This window comes from Ruegeria profundi, assembly GCF_020171505.1.
Taxonomy (GTDB): Bacteria; Pseudomonadota; Alphaproteobacteria; order Rhodobacterales; family Rhodobacteraceae; genus Ruegeria; species Ruegeria profundi.
In genome coordinates, this window is the sequence record NZ_JAIUZS010000004.1 from 357,010 (window position 1) to 372,256 (window position 15,247).

The 15,247-nt window shown below is 58.4% G+C and carries 16 protein-coding genes; 6 read left to right on the plus strand and 10 right to left on the minus strand.

Translation table 11 applies throughout. The annotated features are described in order from the left end of the window. On the plus strand, window positions 1-1,686 hold the full coding sequence (locus tag LCM21_RS12115) for an adenylate/guanylate cyclase domain-containing protein (protein ID WP_224890834.1): 1,686 nt from the start codon (window positions 1-3) through the stop codon (window positions 1,684-1,686). A gap of 202 nt (window positions 1,687-1,888) precedes the next feature. Next, window positions 1,889-3,607 carry a bifunctional sulfate adenylyltransferase/adenylylsulfate kinase gene (locus LCM21_RS12120; protein ID WP_224890835.1) on the plus strand — a complete coding sequence of 573 codons (1,719 nt, stop codon included), beginning with the start codon at window positions 1,889-1,891 and terminating at the stop codon, window positions 3,605-3,607. 189 nt (window positions 3,608-3,796) lie between these two features. Here LCM21_RS12120 and LCM21_RS12125 read toward each other — a convergent pair whose 3' ends face one another. The 4 genes from LCM21_RS12125 to LCM21_RS12140 all read right to left on the minus strand — a co-directional run bounded on the left by LCM21_RS12125 (window position 3,797) and on the right by LCM21_RS12140 (window position 6,297). Next, on the minus strand, window positions 3,797-4,672 hold the full coding sequence (locus LCM21_RS12125) for a glycosyltransferase family 10 fucosyltransferase (protein WP_224890836.1): 876 nt from the start codon (window positions 4,670-4,672) through the stop codon (window positions 3,797-3,799). Further along, entirely contained in the window at window positions 4,669-5,556 is an 888-nt protein-coding gene (locus LCM21_RS12130) for a PhzF family phenazine biosynthesis protein (RefSeq protein WP_224890837.1), read from the minus strand. Before LCM21_RS12130 ends, LCM21_RS12125 begins: the two co-directional genes overlap by 4 nt. A 97-nt stretch (window positions 5,557-5,653) precedes the next feature. After that, entirely contained in the window at window positions 5,654-5,878 is a 225-nt protein-coding gene (locus tag LCM21_RS12135) for a DUF1150 family protein (protein ID WP_068336200.1), read from the minus strand. 5 nt (window positions 5,879-5,883) lie between these two features. Next, window positions 5,884-6,297: an Hsp20 family protein gene (locus LCM21_RS12140; protein WP_068336409.1), complete on the minus strand. Its 414-nt coding sequence runs from the start codon at window positions 6,295-6,297 to the stop codon at window positions 5,884-5,886. A 164-nt stretch (window positions 6,298-6,461) separates the two neighbouring features. Between LCM21_RS12140 and LCM21_RS12145 the strand changes: the two genes are divergently transcribed. From LCM21_RS12145 to LCM21_RS12155, 3 genes are all read left to right on the plus strand, one after another. Next, window positions 6,462-6,686, plus strand: a complete 225-nt coding sequence (locus LCM21_RS12145) for a YdcH family protein (RefSeq protein ID WP_224890838.1) — start codon at window positions 6,462-6,464, stop codon at window positions 6,684-6,686. Window positions 6,687-6,751: 65 nt separating this feature from the next. After that, window positions 6,752-7,240, plus strand: a complete 489-nt coding sequence (purE, locus tag LCM21_RS12150) for a 5-(carboxyamino)imidazole ribonucleotide mutase (protein ID WP_224890839.1) — start codon at window positions 6,752-6,754, stop codon at window positions 7,238-7,240. After that, window positions 7,233-8,300, plus strand: a complete 1,068-nt coding sequence (locus LCM21_RS12155) for a 5-(carboxyamino)imidazole ribonucleotide synthase (protein WP_224890840.1) — start codon at window positions 7,233-7,235, stop codon at window positions 8,298-8,300. Before purE ends, LCM21_RS12155 begins: the two co-directional genes overlap by 8 nt. Here LCM21_RS12155 and LCM21_RS12160 read toward each other — a convergent pair whose 3' ends face one another. The 6 genes from LCM21_RS12160 to LCM21_RS12185 all read right to left on the minus strand — a co-directional run bounded on the left by LCM21_RS12160 (window position 8,301) and on the right by LCM21_RS12185 (window position 14,105). Continuing rightward, window positions 8,301-9,452 carry an alpha-D-ribose 1-methylphosphonate 5-triphosphate diphosphatase gene (locus tag LCM21_RS12160; protein ID WP_224890841.1) on the minus strand — a complete coding sequence of 384 codons (1,152 nt, stop codon included), beginning with the start codon at window positions 9,450-9,452 and terminating at the stop codon, window positions 8,301-8,303. Continuing rightward, window positions 9,449-10,222 carry an esterase/lipase family protein gene (locus LCM21_RS12165; protein ID WP_224890842.1) on the minus strand — a complete coding sequence of 258 codons (774 nt, stop codon included), beginning with the start codon at window positions 10,220-10,222 and terminating at the stop codon, window positions 9,449-9,451. The genes LCM21_RS12160 and LCM21_RS12165 overlap by 4 nt, the downstream gene beginning before the upstream one ends. 38 nt (window positions 10,223-10,260) lie before the next feature. Next, window positions 10,261-11,103, minus strand: a complete 843-nt coding sequence (locus tag LCM21_RS12170; protein WP_224890843.1) for a DMT family transporter — start codon at window positions 11,101-11,103, stop codon at window positions 10,261-10,263. Window positions 11,104-11,291: 188 nt separating this feature from the next. Further along, a complete protein-coding gene (groL, locus tag LCM21_RS12175; RefSeq protein WP_068336226.1) occupies window positions 11,292-12,935 on the minus strand; it encodes a chaperonin GroEL in 1,644 nt (547 codons plus the stop codon). 55 nt (window positions 12,936-12,990) lie between these two features. Continuing rightward, on the minus strand, window positions 12,991-13,278 hold the full coding sequence (gene groES / locus LCM21_RS12180) for a co-chaperone GroES (RefSeq protein WP_039523824.1): 288 nt from the start codon (window positions 13,276-13,278) through the stop codon (window positions 12,991-12,993). Between the two features lie 152 nt (window positions 13,279-13,430). Further along, window positions 13,431-14,105: a DUF2161 domain-containing phosphodiesterase gene (locus LCM21_RS12185; protein ID WP_224890844.1), complete on the minus strand. Its 675-nt coding sequence runs from the start codon at window positions 14,103-14,105 to the stop codon at window positions 13,431-13,433. Between the two features lie 196 nt (window positions 14,106-14,301). Here LCM21_RS12185 and LCM21_RS12190 point away from each other — a divergent pair, with 196 nt between their 5' ends. Continuing rightward, the gene (locus LCM21_RS12190; RefSeq protein ID WP_224890845.1) at window positions 14,302-15,222 is read left to right on the plus strand and encodes a manganese-dependent inorganic pyrophosphatase; all 921 of its coding nucleotides are present in this window, start codon (window positions 14,302-14,304) and stop codon (window positions 15,220-15,222) included. Window positions 15,223-15,247: the final 25 nt, after the last annotated feature.

Genomic DNA, 15,247 nt, shown 5'->3' on the forward strand with positions numbered 1-15,247 from the left:
GTGAAAAGCGTATTGTGGCAAGGCGGGTGGACAACCCGGCTGCGGATCGGCAGCGGCTTGATCCTGTTCGCCTATGCCTTCTTTCACTTCATTAATATCGGGTTGGGCCTGTTCCACACCGATTACCTGCACAGCATGCAGAAAGGTCGCCATGTCGTCACGCGGCACGACCTCGGCAGCGTGATCCTGTACGCTGCGCTGTTCATCCATTCCGGGCTTGCGCTCTATTCCATCAGTCAACGCCGCACGATGCGGATGCCCTTCAGCACCGGCTTGCAGATTGTTCTGGGTCTTCTGATCCCACTGCAGCTTATCGCCCATATCGTTCACACGCGCTACGCCCACGAGGTTTATGGCGTCAACGACGAGATGGGCTATATCATCGCCCTGATGTGGCCCAGCTCTGCGGTGTGGATGCAAAGCGTTCTTCTGCTGGTTGTCTGGGTCCACAGCTGCATCGGTTTGCACATGTGGCTGCGGCTGACCCGCTGGTGGTCAGGGACCGTACCGTATTTGATCGGTGCGGCCGTATTTGTGCCTTCGTTTGCGCTGGCCGGGTTGCTGACCGAAGGGCGCCGTATCTGGGTCGATTTTGGCGATCCCTTCCTGCGGGATCAATACATCGAGCATTACAATTGGCCCTCGCCCGAGTCTTTTCAGGCTATGGCCAACGTTGAGAACAACGCGCTTGTGGCATTCCTGATGGCGCTCGGGGCGGCGCTTTTGGTTTTCGTCGTTCGCAAGCTTTGGCGGCGCAGACATTCCGTGCGGGTAAAATATGTCGAAGGCCCAGAGGTGGTTGCCGAAAAGGGCATGACGCTTCTGGAAATCTCGCAGGCCAACGGCGTTCCGCACACAGCCCTGTGCGGCGGCAAAGGCCGGTGCACGACGTGTCGCGTGATCGTCGAAGATGGCGCCGACAAGCTGCCTGCGCCCAGCGAGGTCGAGGCCCGCAGCCTTGCCGCCGTCGGTGCCCCTGATGGCGCACGGCTGGCTTGCCAGATCCGTCCGACCGAACCGCTGACCGCGTTTCGCATGTTCCGCCCCGATGGCGGACGTAAACGCGCCCATGCCAGCCACGGACAAGAGCGGAAACTGGCAGTGCTGTTCCTTGATATGCGCGGATTTACCTCGCGAACCACTGGTCAATTGCCGTATGACATTGTGTTCCTATTGAACCGGTTCTTCGACGCGATTGTTCCGGCGATTACTGCGCATGGCGGTGCTGTCGATAAATACATGGGTGATGGTCTGCTGGCTGTATTTGAAAAGCCCGACGCTGAACGATCAGCTCAGGCCGGGCTTGCCGCCGCTGCTGATGTCAGTCTTGACCTTGCGCGCTTTAACCAGCAACTCCAAAGCGAGGCCAGCCCCGGCATACGCATTGGGATGGGGCTGCATCTGGGTGATCTGGTGCTGGGTGAAATCGGCGCTGTGGGCAGTTCCGCACATACAATCATCGGCGATGCGGTCAACGTGGCCAGCCGGCTTGAGGGCGAAACCAAGGCCTTGAAGGCTGAGCTTTTGGTTTCAACCGAGTTGCTGCAAGCTGCGGGATATGACAGCGACCCGGCTGACCTTCAATCCTTTGACCTTCGCGGCGTTGCAAAGCCGATTCTCGCCCTGCCCGTGGCAAAAGCATCCGATCTTTTTGAGCATAAAGCGGCCTTGGAACAGACGTACTAAATCCACCCGACGACAGCGCATCAACGGGAATAAAGTCGGGAAAAGTCGACTGTTGCGAAAAAATCTTCCAATCCGGTCAAAAACCGCGCATATCGTCCTTTATTTCCTAAATGTATATGGACTCCGACAAGCGCTCGGGGCACATGCCCCAGCAAACACCCCTGAACCACCGGTAAAACCGCACTTCGACAAGAGTATTCCCATGACGATGTTAAGCAATCTTGCTCCGATCCCGGAACTGTATGTGTCATATGACTCGGCGCAAAAGCTGAAAGTGGAAGCCGCCGACCTGACCAGCTGGGACCTGAGCCCCCGTCAGATCTGCGATCTGGAACTGCTGATGAATGGCGGTTTCAATCCGCTCAAGGGCTTCCTGAGCGAGGCCGATTATGACAACGTCGTCGAGAACATGCGTCTTGCTGACGGCACCTTGTGGCCAATTCCCATCACGCTGGACGTCAGCGAAGATTTTGCCGACACAATCGAACTGGGTCAGGATATCGCCTTGCGCGATCAGGAAGGTGTCATCCTTGGCACCATGACAGTCACCGACCGTTGGACCCCGGACAAAGCGCGCGAAGCCGATAAAGTGTTCGGCGCGGATGATGACGCGCACCCGGCGGTGAACTACCTGCACAATGTGGCCGGAAAAGTTTACTTGGGCGGCCCGGTTACAGGTATCCAGCAGCCGGTCCATTATGACTTCCGCGGTCGCCGTGACACTCCGAACGAGCTGCGCGCCTATTTTCGAAAACTGGGCTGGCGCCGCATCGTGGCCTTCCAGACCCGCAACCCGCTGCACCGCGCGCACCAGGAACTGACCTTCCGCGCCGCGAAAGAAGCACAGGCCAACCTGCTGATCCACCCGGTTGTCGGCATGACCAAGCCGGGCGACGTGGATCATTTTACTCGTGTTCGCTGCTACGAGGCGGTTCTGGACAAATACCCGGCCTCGACCACCTCGATGTCGCTGCTGAATCTGGCCATGCGTATGGCTGGCCCGCGCGAGGCGGTCTGGCACGGCCTGATCCGCGCCAACCACGGCTGCACCCACTTCATCGTTGGCCGCGACCACGCCGGCCCGGGCAAAAACAGCAAGGGTGAGGATTTCTACGGCCCTTACGACGCACAGGATCTGTTCCGCAAATTCCAGGACGAGATCGGCGTCGAGATGGTCGATTTCAAGCACATGGTCTACGTCCAGGAACGCGCCCAGTATGAGCCAAATGACGAGATTCTGGACAAGGATGACGTCACGATCCTCAACATCTCGGGCACCGAACTGCGCCGTCGACTGGCCGAAGGTCTGGAAATCCCAGAATGGTTCAGCTTTCCCGAGGTTGTGGCCGAGTTGCGTAAAACCAAACCGCCGCGCAGCCAGCAGGGCTTTACGGTGTTCTTCACCGGTTTCTCGGGCTCGGGTAAATCCACCATCGCCAACGCGCTGATGGTCAAGCTGATGGAAATGGGTGGCCGTCCAGTGACCTTGTTGGACGGGGACATCGTTCGTAAAAACCTGTCGTCGGAATTGGGCTTTTCGAAAGAGCACCGAGACCTCAACATCCGTCGTATCGGCTACGTGGCCTCTGAGATCACCAAGAATGGTGGGATCGCCATCTGTGCACCGATCGCGCCCTATGCCACGACCCGCCGCGCGGTTCGTGAAGAGATCGAACAGTTCGGTGCCTTCTGCGAGGTGCATGTTGCGACCTCGATCGAAGAATGCGAACGTCGCGACCGCAAAGGTCTGTACAAGCTGGCGCGCGAGGGCAAGATCAAGGAATTTACCGGCATCTCCGACCCTTACGACGTGCCGCAGAACCCTGAATTGAGCGTCGAGACAGAGAATGTCGATGTCGACAATTGCGCCCATCAGGTGCTGCTCAAACTGGAAAGCATGGGGCTGATTGCCGCGTCCTAAAATCTGGCAAATTCGAACAGACGGCTCCCGGTATACGGGGGCCGTTTTTCTCTGGAAGCTTTACATAAGCGCCCGTTGGCGCAGTTCCCCACAGCAACACTGGCTTACCATCAATAGCCCGCTGCCCTTACCATTCGGGGCAGGCGTCGAGTTGCTACCCTCTGGCGTGCTGTTCGACCGGCCCAAGGGTCAGCCCGGGGTCGCGTCCAGTTCCGCGCGCAGCAGCCGTGCGGCCCTACTTTCGAAATCACCGTACTCTGCTGCTTGCTGTTGGATGGACTGCAGGTGCGGCAAGCGTGCGGCAAAATCTTCAACCGAAGCAGACTGGATCGCGCGGCGGATATCGGCCTCGGACTCGCACAGGATCATACCGGACGTATCGAAGAAATCACCGATATTTGGACACCCCCAATAGATCGGGACCGTCGAACAAAGGATCGCGTCGATCAGCTTTTCCGAGAAGTAATTCCTCTCGCGCACATTCTCGATCACCACGGAATAACGGTAGGGCGCCAGCCCGTCTGATTTTCGCTCGAACGGTGTATATCCCCGGCCCATGATGTCCACATCCGCGCCGGTGTCCCGAACCCAGTCGATCACGGCATGGCGCAGCCTGTGCCCTTCAAGATCGCGCTTGGCCGAGGCGATCAGCGAGCAGGTCTTGGTTTTCTCAACGCCAAGATCCCGCCAGTCGGGCACCATCGTCACGCCATAGGGCAGGAACACCGCGTTCGGTATGTTTTCAAGCAACACGTCATGAAAGGTGAAAACGCGGAAGAATCGCCGCCAGGTGTACCGCAACATTCGGTCGTGTTTGCCGTGAATGGCCGAAGGCTCACCCATCATCAGCGAAATCCGTGCGCGCGTGCCACGACGCAGGCGAAGATGCACGGTCGAGTTCGGGTACATGATCAGGTGGTCGGTACGCTCCAGATCACCGACCGTCTTGCCGATCAGGCGGTCGGGGCACCCCTCGGGCCAGATCAAATCGGACAAAGGGACCGAGGCAAGTTTCGGTCCAAGACGGTGCCCATAGGGCAATATTGCGATGGTAGGCCGGGTCACTTGGCGACCTCGGGCAAGTCAACCTGGCCGCGCATCAGAACATATCCGCGCCCCGCAACCTTTATGCCGGTCATTGCATCAACTGGCCCTACACGCGTCACGGTGGCTTGTCCCGGGCGGCCCATGTCATGGCCTTGTTCGGCCGTAAAGCTGTCCTTGGTCATCAGCCCGTTTTTCCAAAGATAGGCCGCCATCGCACCGGTTGCCGATCCGGTAAACGGGTCCTCGGGCGGGCTGGGCGGTGCCATCAGTAGGCGCGAGAAGGTATCACCTGCGTCTGTTGCGCCCTTGAGTGTCACTAAGAAAGGCTCTGCCATGTCTACACCGGAATAGCCAGCCTTTGCAGTAAGCTCGCGCAACGCGTGGACGTTCAGCTTCGCGGCACGAAGTGAATCGTGATCCCGCAGAACCGTAATGCAGAATGGCAAACCGGTGGACACAAACTGAGGCGGGGCAACTATCACGTCCTCGGGCAAACTGACGGTGGCAGCAACCGTACCGGCAGGTATGACCTTGCCGAATTGCGGCGCGACTTGAGTCATCTCAATCTCGTCGCCATTCAGGCAGATTGAAACAAGGCCCGCGCCGGTTTCCAAGGTCAGCGTATCGCCCGTAATCAGGCCGCGAGACTTCATAGCCGCGACCGTCGCTATGGTGGGATGTCCGGCAAAAGGGATTTCCCGGCTTGCCAGAAAGTAACGCACGCGAAAATCGGCGACATCGGATTGCCCGGTGAACGTACATTCGACCAAGGATGTCTCGCGTACATAGGCGGTGCAGACTTCTTCCGACAAAACCGCACCGCCGTGGACAACGGCGCATCCGTTGCCACCAAAGGCGCGGTCGGTAAAGGCGTCCACCCAGTCGAAGTCAAACCAGCTCATGTCGTGCACCCTCCGTTCTGCGCCCCATTACAGAGTCGCATGTCTGGCTTTTAGGGCACCAGATGTCACGGAGAAAATAGTGCGCGCTGGCACTGTATCAGTGCACGGCCACCGGCGAAAAATCATGTTCGCGTGCCAGAACGAAGGCCAGCTTGCGATCCGCGACCAGCGCCAGTTGCTGACCGTCAGAATTGTGGACGGCATATAACTGATCCAGATCACCGGCCTGCTCTCTGACTTCTTGCGGCAGATCGGCGACTTCGACCGTTTTTACATAGGCGATCCTGTCGCCCCCGGTGTTCAGCTCGATCGGTGTATTCATAGCTCTTACCCCTTTCTTATGTTGATCTTTTGCACCACGGTTTCAGGCACGGCTCGGCTTAGATCCACGTGCAGCAGACCGTTTTCAATGATCGCCTCGCCCACCTCAACACCATCGGCCAGCACGAACATGCGCTGGAACTGACGTGCGGCGATTCCGCGATGCAGGAATATGCGCCCCTCGCTGTCGTCGCGTTGACGACCCCGGATGACCAGTTGACGATCTTCGATGGTGATCGACAGATCCTCTTCGGCGAACCCGGCCACCGCAAGCGTGATACGGTAAGAAAAATCCGATGTCTGTTCGATGTTATAGGGCGGGTAACCTTCGTTGCCAGCCTTTGCAGACCGTTCCAGAAGGCGTTCCAACTGCTCGAACCCCAAAAGATGCGGGTATGAGCCAAGAGTAAGTTTTGACACGTATTTTCGTCCTTTTTTGTCAAAGCGACGTATGGTGCGGCCCCGTTTCGGCAACCGCGTGTAATAGAATATGGGATTGTTCAGCGATGTCCACAAGGTCTGGCGATATAAACCCTGACGCACTATCTTGTGTGAGAAGCACCACAACAACCATTGAGTCGCCAATGAACGCGCCCACCGATCTATCGATGAAAACAGACGAGGTTTTGCGGGTTGAACTCGAGGTTTTCCGCCGCCAGCACCGGGATCTGGATGAGGCGATCGAGGCGCTGCAATCCACTGGTACGGCTGATCAGCTTACGATCAAGCGCCTGAAAAAGCAGAAATTGTGGCTTAAGGACATTATTCGCCTGATTGAAGACCGTTTAACGCCTGACATCATCGCCTGACGCATTGCCACGAAGGTCGATTTGGATATAGTGCGCGCTCTTTCGAAAGGCAGGGACGCAAGCGGATGAGCGACGTGAAAGTGGGGATCATCATGGGCAGCCAATCAGACTGGCCCACGATGAAAGAAGCCGCAACCATTCTGGATGAGCTAGGCATCGCCTACGAAAAACACATCGTCTCGGCACATCGGACGCCGGACCGTTTGTGGGAGTATGGCAAAACCGCCGTGTCGCGCGGATTGCATGTCATCATTGCCGGGGCCGGAGGTGCAGCGCACCTGCCGGGCATGATGGCGTCAAAAACGCGGGTACCGGTGATCGGTGTTCCGGTGCAGACACGCGCGCTGTCGGGTGTCGACTCTCTGTACTCCATCGTGCAGATGCCCAAGGGGTTTCCGGTTGCGACCATGGCAATCGGTTCCGCCGGGGGCGCGAATGCTGGTCTGATGGCCGCAGGTATCCTGGCCTTGCAGGACAGCGCTTTGGCCAGTCGCCTGGACGCGTGGCGCGAAGCACTGTCCGCTTCGATCCCAGAGGAGCCGGTCGATGACTGATGCACTTAAACCCGGCGCAAGAATCGGGATTCTAGGCGGTGGTCAATTGGGTCGGATGCTGTCCGTCGCGGCGTCTCGACTGGGGTTCGTGACGCATATTTTCGAACCCGGCCCCAATCCGCCCGCCGGGCAGGTGGCCGACAGGGTGACAACCGCAGCCTATGACGATACCGAAGCGCTCAAAGCCTTTGCCGAATCTGTTGATGTCATCACCTATGAATTCGAAAACATCCCGACCGAAGCGCTGGACCTGTTGGAAGCCCATCGCCCGATCCGTCCGGGGCGCGAGGCTCTGCGCGTCAGTCAAGACCGGCTAACCGAAAAGACTTTCCTGCAAGGGCTTGGTCTGAAGACTGCGCCATTCGCCGATATTACGGACATGGACAGTCTGAACGCCGCAATTGAGCAAATCGGCACTCCGGCTATCCTGAAAACCCGCCGCTTTGGCTATGACGGCAAAGGCCAAGCGCGGTTGCGTACGCCCGAGGACGCAAAGAGCGCTTTGGCCGACATGGCAGGCGCGCCCGCGATCCTAGAAGGCTTCGTGAACTTCACGCATGAAGTGTCGATCATTGCCGCGCGCGGTGTGGACGGTCAGGTCGCCTGTTTTGATCCTGGCGAGAATGTTCACCGCGATGGGATACTACATACAACGACGGTTCCGGCCCGACTGCGTCCTGCACAGCGTACGGACGCGGTTCTGCTGGCCGCCAACATCCTCAACGCGCTGGACTATGTCGGAGTGATGGGGGTTGAGCTGTTCGTAACCCCCGCAGGCCTGATCGTGAATGAGATCGCCCCGCGTGTGCACAATTCGGGCCATTGGACACAGAATGGCTGCGCGGTAGATCAATTTGAACAGCATATTCGCGCTGTGACAGGTTGGCCTTTGGGCGACGGGCAGCGGCATTCGGATGTGGTCATGCAAAACCTGATCGGTGCCGACATGGACCGTGTTCCTGAACTGGCGCAAGAGCGCGACGTGGCCCTGCATCTTTATGGCAAGGCCGAGGTCAAGGCCGGTCGAAAAATGGGACATTTCAACCGCATTTCGCGGTGATCAGCGGACGAACCGCGCTGCGATATCCCCCGACATATAGCTGACCCGCCCACCAGCTAGCGTGGCTGCAACACGCTGGGTATCAGCGTCAAGAATGACAAGATCAGCGCGTTGGCCCGGCGCCAGCGTGCCACGATCCTGCAACCCAAGTACGCGCGCCGGACCCGACGATACAAGTGCCCAAGCCCCGGCCATATCCAACAAACCAGTTTTGGCAAGCATCAAAGCCGCACGTCTGGGGCTGGGATAGTGGTAGTCCGAGGCCAATGCGTCGCAATACCCCATGGTGATCAGGTCCAATGCACTGACGTTGCCCTTGTGCGAGCCGCCACGCACGACATTGGGCGAGCCCAGAACAATGTGATCCCCCGCCGCGCGGGCGGCTTCGGCCGCCTCGAGTGTTTCCGGGAATTCGGCAATGCGCGCGCCGCGTGCACGCCAGATGGCGCGGTCCTGCGCCGTTGCGTCGTCATGGCTGCCCATTCGCACACCCTGCGTGGCCAGCACTGCGCACAACGCATCCAGCGCCTCTGGCACTTCGCCGCTGCGGTCATGCATGGACAGCAACATCTCAAAGTGCTTATCCGGATTTCTTCCGGCCTTGAGCGCCTGCCCCGTCAGCCGCGGCGGTTTACGTCGTTCCGCCAGCCGATCATGCGGTAGGTGGTCGTTGAACACCACGTAGGGCACCTGCCAGTCGGTAATACGGTCCGGCAGGCCCGCATAATCGTCCAACATATGCGTTTCGAACCGAAGCTGCGGCATCATATCAGTCACGACACGATCCTTGACCAAGGCGATGGCCTCAAACACCTGCCCCGCGAATTCGGGACCCCGCACGCCGCCCTCCCAACTGTGGAATTGGGCCAGTATCGCTGTGGTTATGCCGTTGGCAGCCAGTTCAGCCTCGACCGAGAGGATTCCTTCGTCCATCTGCTTCATTGCCCCGCGGCGCGGTGCGATATGGCGCTCAAATCCATCCCCATGCAGGTCAATAATCCCCGGAAGCACGAGATAGCCAGACAGATCAACCTGCCGCCCTGCGAGATCAGCTTGAATGACGCCCCCGGCCAAGGACAGGTCGGCAGGCACAAGACCCTCCTCCGGCAGCAGCACCTCTGCGCCGGTGAACGTCAGATTTAATGAGGTCATTGCGATGGCTCCGACTCGGGTTCCGAACAATCCTGCCCAAGGCAGATTTCGTCGATGACATGCGTCACCCAGTCCAACCAGGTTATATCCGGATCGAAGCGTCCGAACTCGATGAAATGCAGCGCCTGCGCCATCACGATTGGATTGTTCATCATGAAAGTGTGGGTGACGGGCAAGACGATGTGTTGCTTCATGCCCTCAACCTTCGTGGTTTCGATCGACACCTTGCCATCATCCTTGCCATCAATCATCGAGGATGACAGAGGGTTCAGGGAATTCTCGCCGGCGATCACTCCCAACTCGAAATCCACGGCTGGCAGCTGGCCCGGAATACCCTCGGGGCCGGTGCCCAACGCCAATCCCGCAGGCCCGTGAAGCATACCAAAAACCTCAAATGCGCCCAGTTCGTCAACCAACTGGCTTCCCTGGTTGGGCGGGCCAAGCATGACCACGCGCCCCAGATTGTCAGGATGATGATCCTGCAACCAATAACGCAATAGGATGCCGCCCATCGAATGCGCCACCACATTCACGGTATCATCGCCACAGGCGGCAAACGCTTCCGGAAGGGTCTGATCAGCCAGCTCGGGAATCGGCAGATCGGTCGAGGGGTATCCAGGACGCACCACGGTATAGTCATGCGCCTGAAAAAGTTCCTCCATGACTGCAAAAGACGTTTCGGTCCGCGCGAGCCCATGCAACAGAACCACACACTTCGCATGGGTTGCAGCAGGCACAAGAAGCAAGAACAGCACGATCAGATATCTCATAGCCGCCAGATAAGTCCTAACCGCATACGATGAAACCCCTAGCGCGGCCTCAGGCGCAGAACAGCCAGTGCTATGCCGCCCAGAACCAAAGCTGCACCCAGGATCAGGCGCAGGCTGGCAACCTCTCCCAGCAAAAGCACACCGCCCAAAATGGCAATGATCGGAACGCTCAGTTGAACCACGGCCGCCGTGGTCGGCGCAAGCTGCGGCAGAACGCGGTACCACAGCGCATATCCCATACCCGAGGTAACCGCACCAGAGACTATGGCCAGACCGTACCCAGCGCCTGTCATGCGCCACTCGCCCCCTGCCACAATCAGGGTCAAAGACGTCAGAGGCAGGGCGACGACGAAATTCGCCGCCGTACCAGCCAGCGCGTCCGGTTCCGAGCGCCCGACCAGCGAGTAGGCTGCCCAGCCGATCCCGGCAGCGGTCATTAGCAGCGCTCCGGCTGGATCAACCTGAACCGCGCCGACCGGCCACAGAACATAAGCAAGCCCCGCAAGGGCAATGACCGCACCCGCGATCTGACGGCGCGTCGGCGCGCTGCCGGTCACAGATGTCACCGCGAACATGGTGATCTGCACCACTCCGAACAGAATGAGAGCACCCAAGCCGGCATCCAGCGTCAGATAGGCGATGGAAAACCCGATCATGTACATCGACAACGCCCCTGCCCCCGCGATCCGGCGACGATTGCGCAGCGGTAGGTGCCCAGCCCTGAACCAGACCAGAATGCTTAGAACCAAAGCTCCGGACAGCACGCGGACAACAGCAAAACCAGCAGGATCACTGGCGCCGGTGTCAATCGCCAGTCGGTTCAGGAGCGAATTCGCCGCAAAAGCGCACATAGTCAGGGCAGTGAGTAGAAACAATCGCATATCAACCGCATAGCGGTATCGCGCGCGTTTGCACACTCACATTCATGCACAACGGTCTGCAAAAAGAAACGGGGCCACCCAAAGGCGACCCCATCCCCTAGCTTTTTGGCGGTCCCGTTCGGCATCTTGGCCTCTCGGCCAAGCGCCTGAAGGGGTCGTCAGAATTCGCCAAGGCGAATTTGACGTGCTTACATCATGCCGCCCATGCCGCCCATGTCGGGCATGCCGCCTGCAGGTGCCGCGCCTTCTTTGGCGGGCTTGTCGGCAACCATCGCTTCGGTGGTGACCAGCAGGCCAGCAACCGATGCCGCATCTTCCAGAGCGGTACGGACAACTTTGGCCGGGTCGATCACGCCAAACGAGAACATGTCGCCATACTCTTCGGTTTGAGCGTTGAAGCCGAATGCTGCGTCGGACGATTCACGGACTTTGCCCGCAACGACCGCACCATCAACACCTGCGTTCTCGGCGATCTGGCGCAGCGGCGCTTCGATTGCTTTGCGAACGATGTTGATACCTGCGTTCTGGTCAGCGTTTGCGCCTTCCAGAGTTTCCAGTGCTTTACCGGCCTGAACCAGAGCAACACCACCGCCGACAACAACGCCTTCCTGTACGGCTGCGCGTGTTGCGTTCAGAGCATCGTCCACACGGTCCTTACGCTCTTTCACTTCAACCTCGGTCATGCCGCCGACGCGGATAACGGCAACACCGCCCGCCAGTTTGGCAACGCGCTCTTGCAGCTTCTCACGGTCGTAGTCGCTGGAGGTTTCTTCGATCTGAGTGCGGATCTGAGCAACACGTGCTTCGATCTCGGCTTTCTCGCCAGCACCGTCAACGATGGTGGTTTCGTCTTTGGTGATTTCGATCTTCTTGGCGGTGCCCAGCATGTCCATGGTGACGGACTCGAGCTTCATGCCCAGATCTTCCGAGATGACCTGACCGCCGGTCAGGATCGCGATGTCCTGCAGCATGGCTTTACGGCGATCGCCGAAGCCCGGTGCCTTGACAGCAGCAATTTTCAGGCCGCCGCGCAGTTTGTTGACAACCAGAGTTGCCAGCGCTTCGCCTTCAACGTCCTCGGCAATGATCAGCAGCGGTTTTTGCGACTGAATCACTTGCTCCAGCAGCGGAACCATCGGCTGCAGCGACGACAGTTTCTTTTCGTGCAGCAGGATCATGCAGTCTTCAAGCTCTGCAACCATCTTGTCTGCGTTGGTGACGAAGTAAGGCGACAGGTAACCGCGGTCGAACTGCATACCCTCGACAACATCGGTCTCGGTTTCCAGACCTTTGTTCTCTTCGACGGTGATAACGCCTTCGTTGCCGACCTTCTGCATCGCGTCTGCGATCTGCTGACCGATTTCGGCTTCGCCGTTGGCCGAGATGGTACCAACCTGCGCAACCTCTGCCGAGTCCTTGACTTCGCGCGACGCAGCTTTGATGCCTTCAACAACCTTGGCAGTCGCCAGGTCGATGCCGCGCTTCAGGTCCATCGGGTTCAGGCCAGCAGCAACCTGCTTCAGACCTTCGCGAACGATGGCTTGTGCCAGAACGGTCGCAGTGGTGGTGCCGTCGCCGGCTTCGTCATTGGTGCGGCTGGCGACTTCTTTCACCATCTGCGCGCCCATGTTTTCGAACTTGTCTTCTAGTTCGATTTCCTTGGCAACCGAGACACCGTCCTTGGTGATGCGCGGTGCGCCAAAGGACTTGTCCAGAACAACGTTGCGGCCTTTGGGGCCCAGGGTCACTTTTACCGCGTCGGCCAGAGTGTTGACACCCTTCAGCATGCGGTTGCGGGCATCGGTGTCAAATTTGACGTCCTTAGCAGCCATGTCTTTTCTCCTTGAGAAATTTGTTGAAAATGAAGATCAGAGAAAGCGCGCGGGCTTACTCGATGATCCCCATGATGTCGCTTTCTTTCATCATCAGCAGCTCTTCGCCGTTGACCTGAACCTCGGTGCCCGACCATTTGCCGAACAGAATCTTGTCACCAGCTTTTACAGCCATTGCGATCAGTTCGCCGCTGTCCTTGCGCGCGCCTTCGCCGGTTGCGACGACTTCGCCTTCGCTTGGCTTTTCTTTTGCGCTGTCAGGAATGATCAGGCCGCCTGCGGTTTTCTCTTCGCTTTCGGTACGGCGAACCAGCACGCGGTCATGAAGCGGTTTCAATGCCATCTTTGCAGCTCCTTGGGCTCAAAGTTTATTTATCCTCCCCTCGCCGGCTGGCGAGGCGTTAGCACTCGACCCTTGTGAGTGATAACGACGCATAGCTAGGAGGTCTAAAACGCCGAGTCAACAAGCTGTGATATTTTTTTTGAAAGCAGGGCTCAGTCAGGCTGTTCCCAGCTATAGGCCCAGTGTTCAAGGCCTTTCTCTCCGGCTTCAGTCAGGCTGTAGGTGCCCTTTTGAACCTTAGCAAACCAGCCATAATGGTTGTCACGCATTAAACGGGTTGCCGATGGAACACCAGTGGCCCTCGCCACATCTGATCCTTTCGTCGCACCACATTCAGCCAGATGTGCGGCACATTTCAATGCGTCTTGCCGATAGGCCGTCACGATGCCGTGCCGGGTTGCTCCACCTGCGTTCGGGTCGCCCTCAAGCCGGTCAAATGCCCGCAGCAATTGCGCGGCCCTTGCCTTGTTTTTGCGCGGCGCATATGGGCCGGGATCTGCGTGCACCTCAACCGCTCCGTCTGCGCGCACCGTGATCAGACCCAGGCCCAACCGTCGGCAGAGCGCCAAATTGTCTTTCAGAGCGCGTCGGGCAGACCGCCCCGTCGGCTTGCAAACCGCGATATAGACGTAATCTGTTACCTTGAGGCGTGTGATAGCCTGATGAAACAATGCCAACGAAAACCTCAGCTTTAGCTCGACGATCACCAGCTCATCCCCATTGCGTACGGCCACGATATCGGCTGCACCCACCTCGCCTTTGACGGTATAGCCCTGACGCTCCAACAGCGCTTTGATCGGGGGATAGAGGTCTTGCTCACGCTTCATGGCTGCATGCTATGCGATTTGCATTGGATTGCCAGCCCGCACCCGCGCCGTAAGCAGAGGTAATGCACAGGCTGGGCACAAGGCAGACCATGCTTGCGTATTTCAGACCAACCGTCGCAGCGGGGCCTATGCCGGGTGACAACCTTGCCAGACCGCCCTATAAGGCGCGCAAATTTATCATCCTCAGGACACTGACATGACAACCCTTGTATTTGGCCACAAATCCCCCGACACCGACTCGACAGGATCGCCGATCCTGTGGGCGTGGTACCTGAACGAAGTCAAAGGCGAAAAAGCCGAAGCGGTGCTGCTGGGCGAACCCAACACCGAGGCCGCTTTCCTGCTGCAACGCTGGGATCTGCCCAAGCCGCGCATCATTGACGATGTCGAGGCGGATTCTCCGGTTGTGATCGTCGACACGAATAATCCGGCCGAGTTGCCCACCAGCATCAACAGCGCCGACATCCGCACCATTATTGACCACCACAAGCTGGTCGGCGGGCTGGAAACCAAAGGTCCGATCGACATCACAGTGCGCCCGCTGGCCTGCACTGCAACGATCATGGTCGACCTGATGGGCGATGACGCGGCCAAAATGCCTGACTGGGCAAAAGGAACTGCCCTGACCTGCATCCTGTCTGACACGCTGGAATTCCGCTCGCCCACCACCACCCCGCATGATCGATATGTGGCCGAGAGGCTGGCCGCCGATCTGGGTCTGGACATCGCGGCCTATGCTGCCGACATGTTCGCGGCCAAGTCGGATGTCTCGTCCTTCTCTGACGCCGAACTGATCCGCATGGACAGCAAGGAATACGAGGTGGACGGCACCAAGTTCCGTGTCTCGGTTCTTGAAACCACCGCTCCGGGCGTTGTACTGGACCGCAAGGCCAGCTTGGCAGAGTCGATGGTAGAGGTCGCCAAGGAAGACGGCGTCGATCAGGTTCTGCTATTCGTGGTCGACATCCTGAACGAAGAGGCCACCCTGCTGGTTCCCAACGATCTGGTTAAAGGCGTGGCTGAGAAAAGCTTTGGCGCATCGGTCGAAGGTGACGCGGTGGTCTTGCCCGGAATAATGAGCCGCAAAAAGCAGATCATTCCAAACCTCAAGGTTTGAACGCACTCTAGGCATTAGAAAAGGC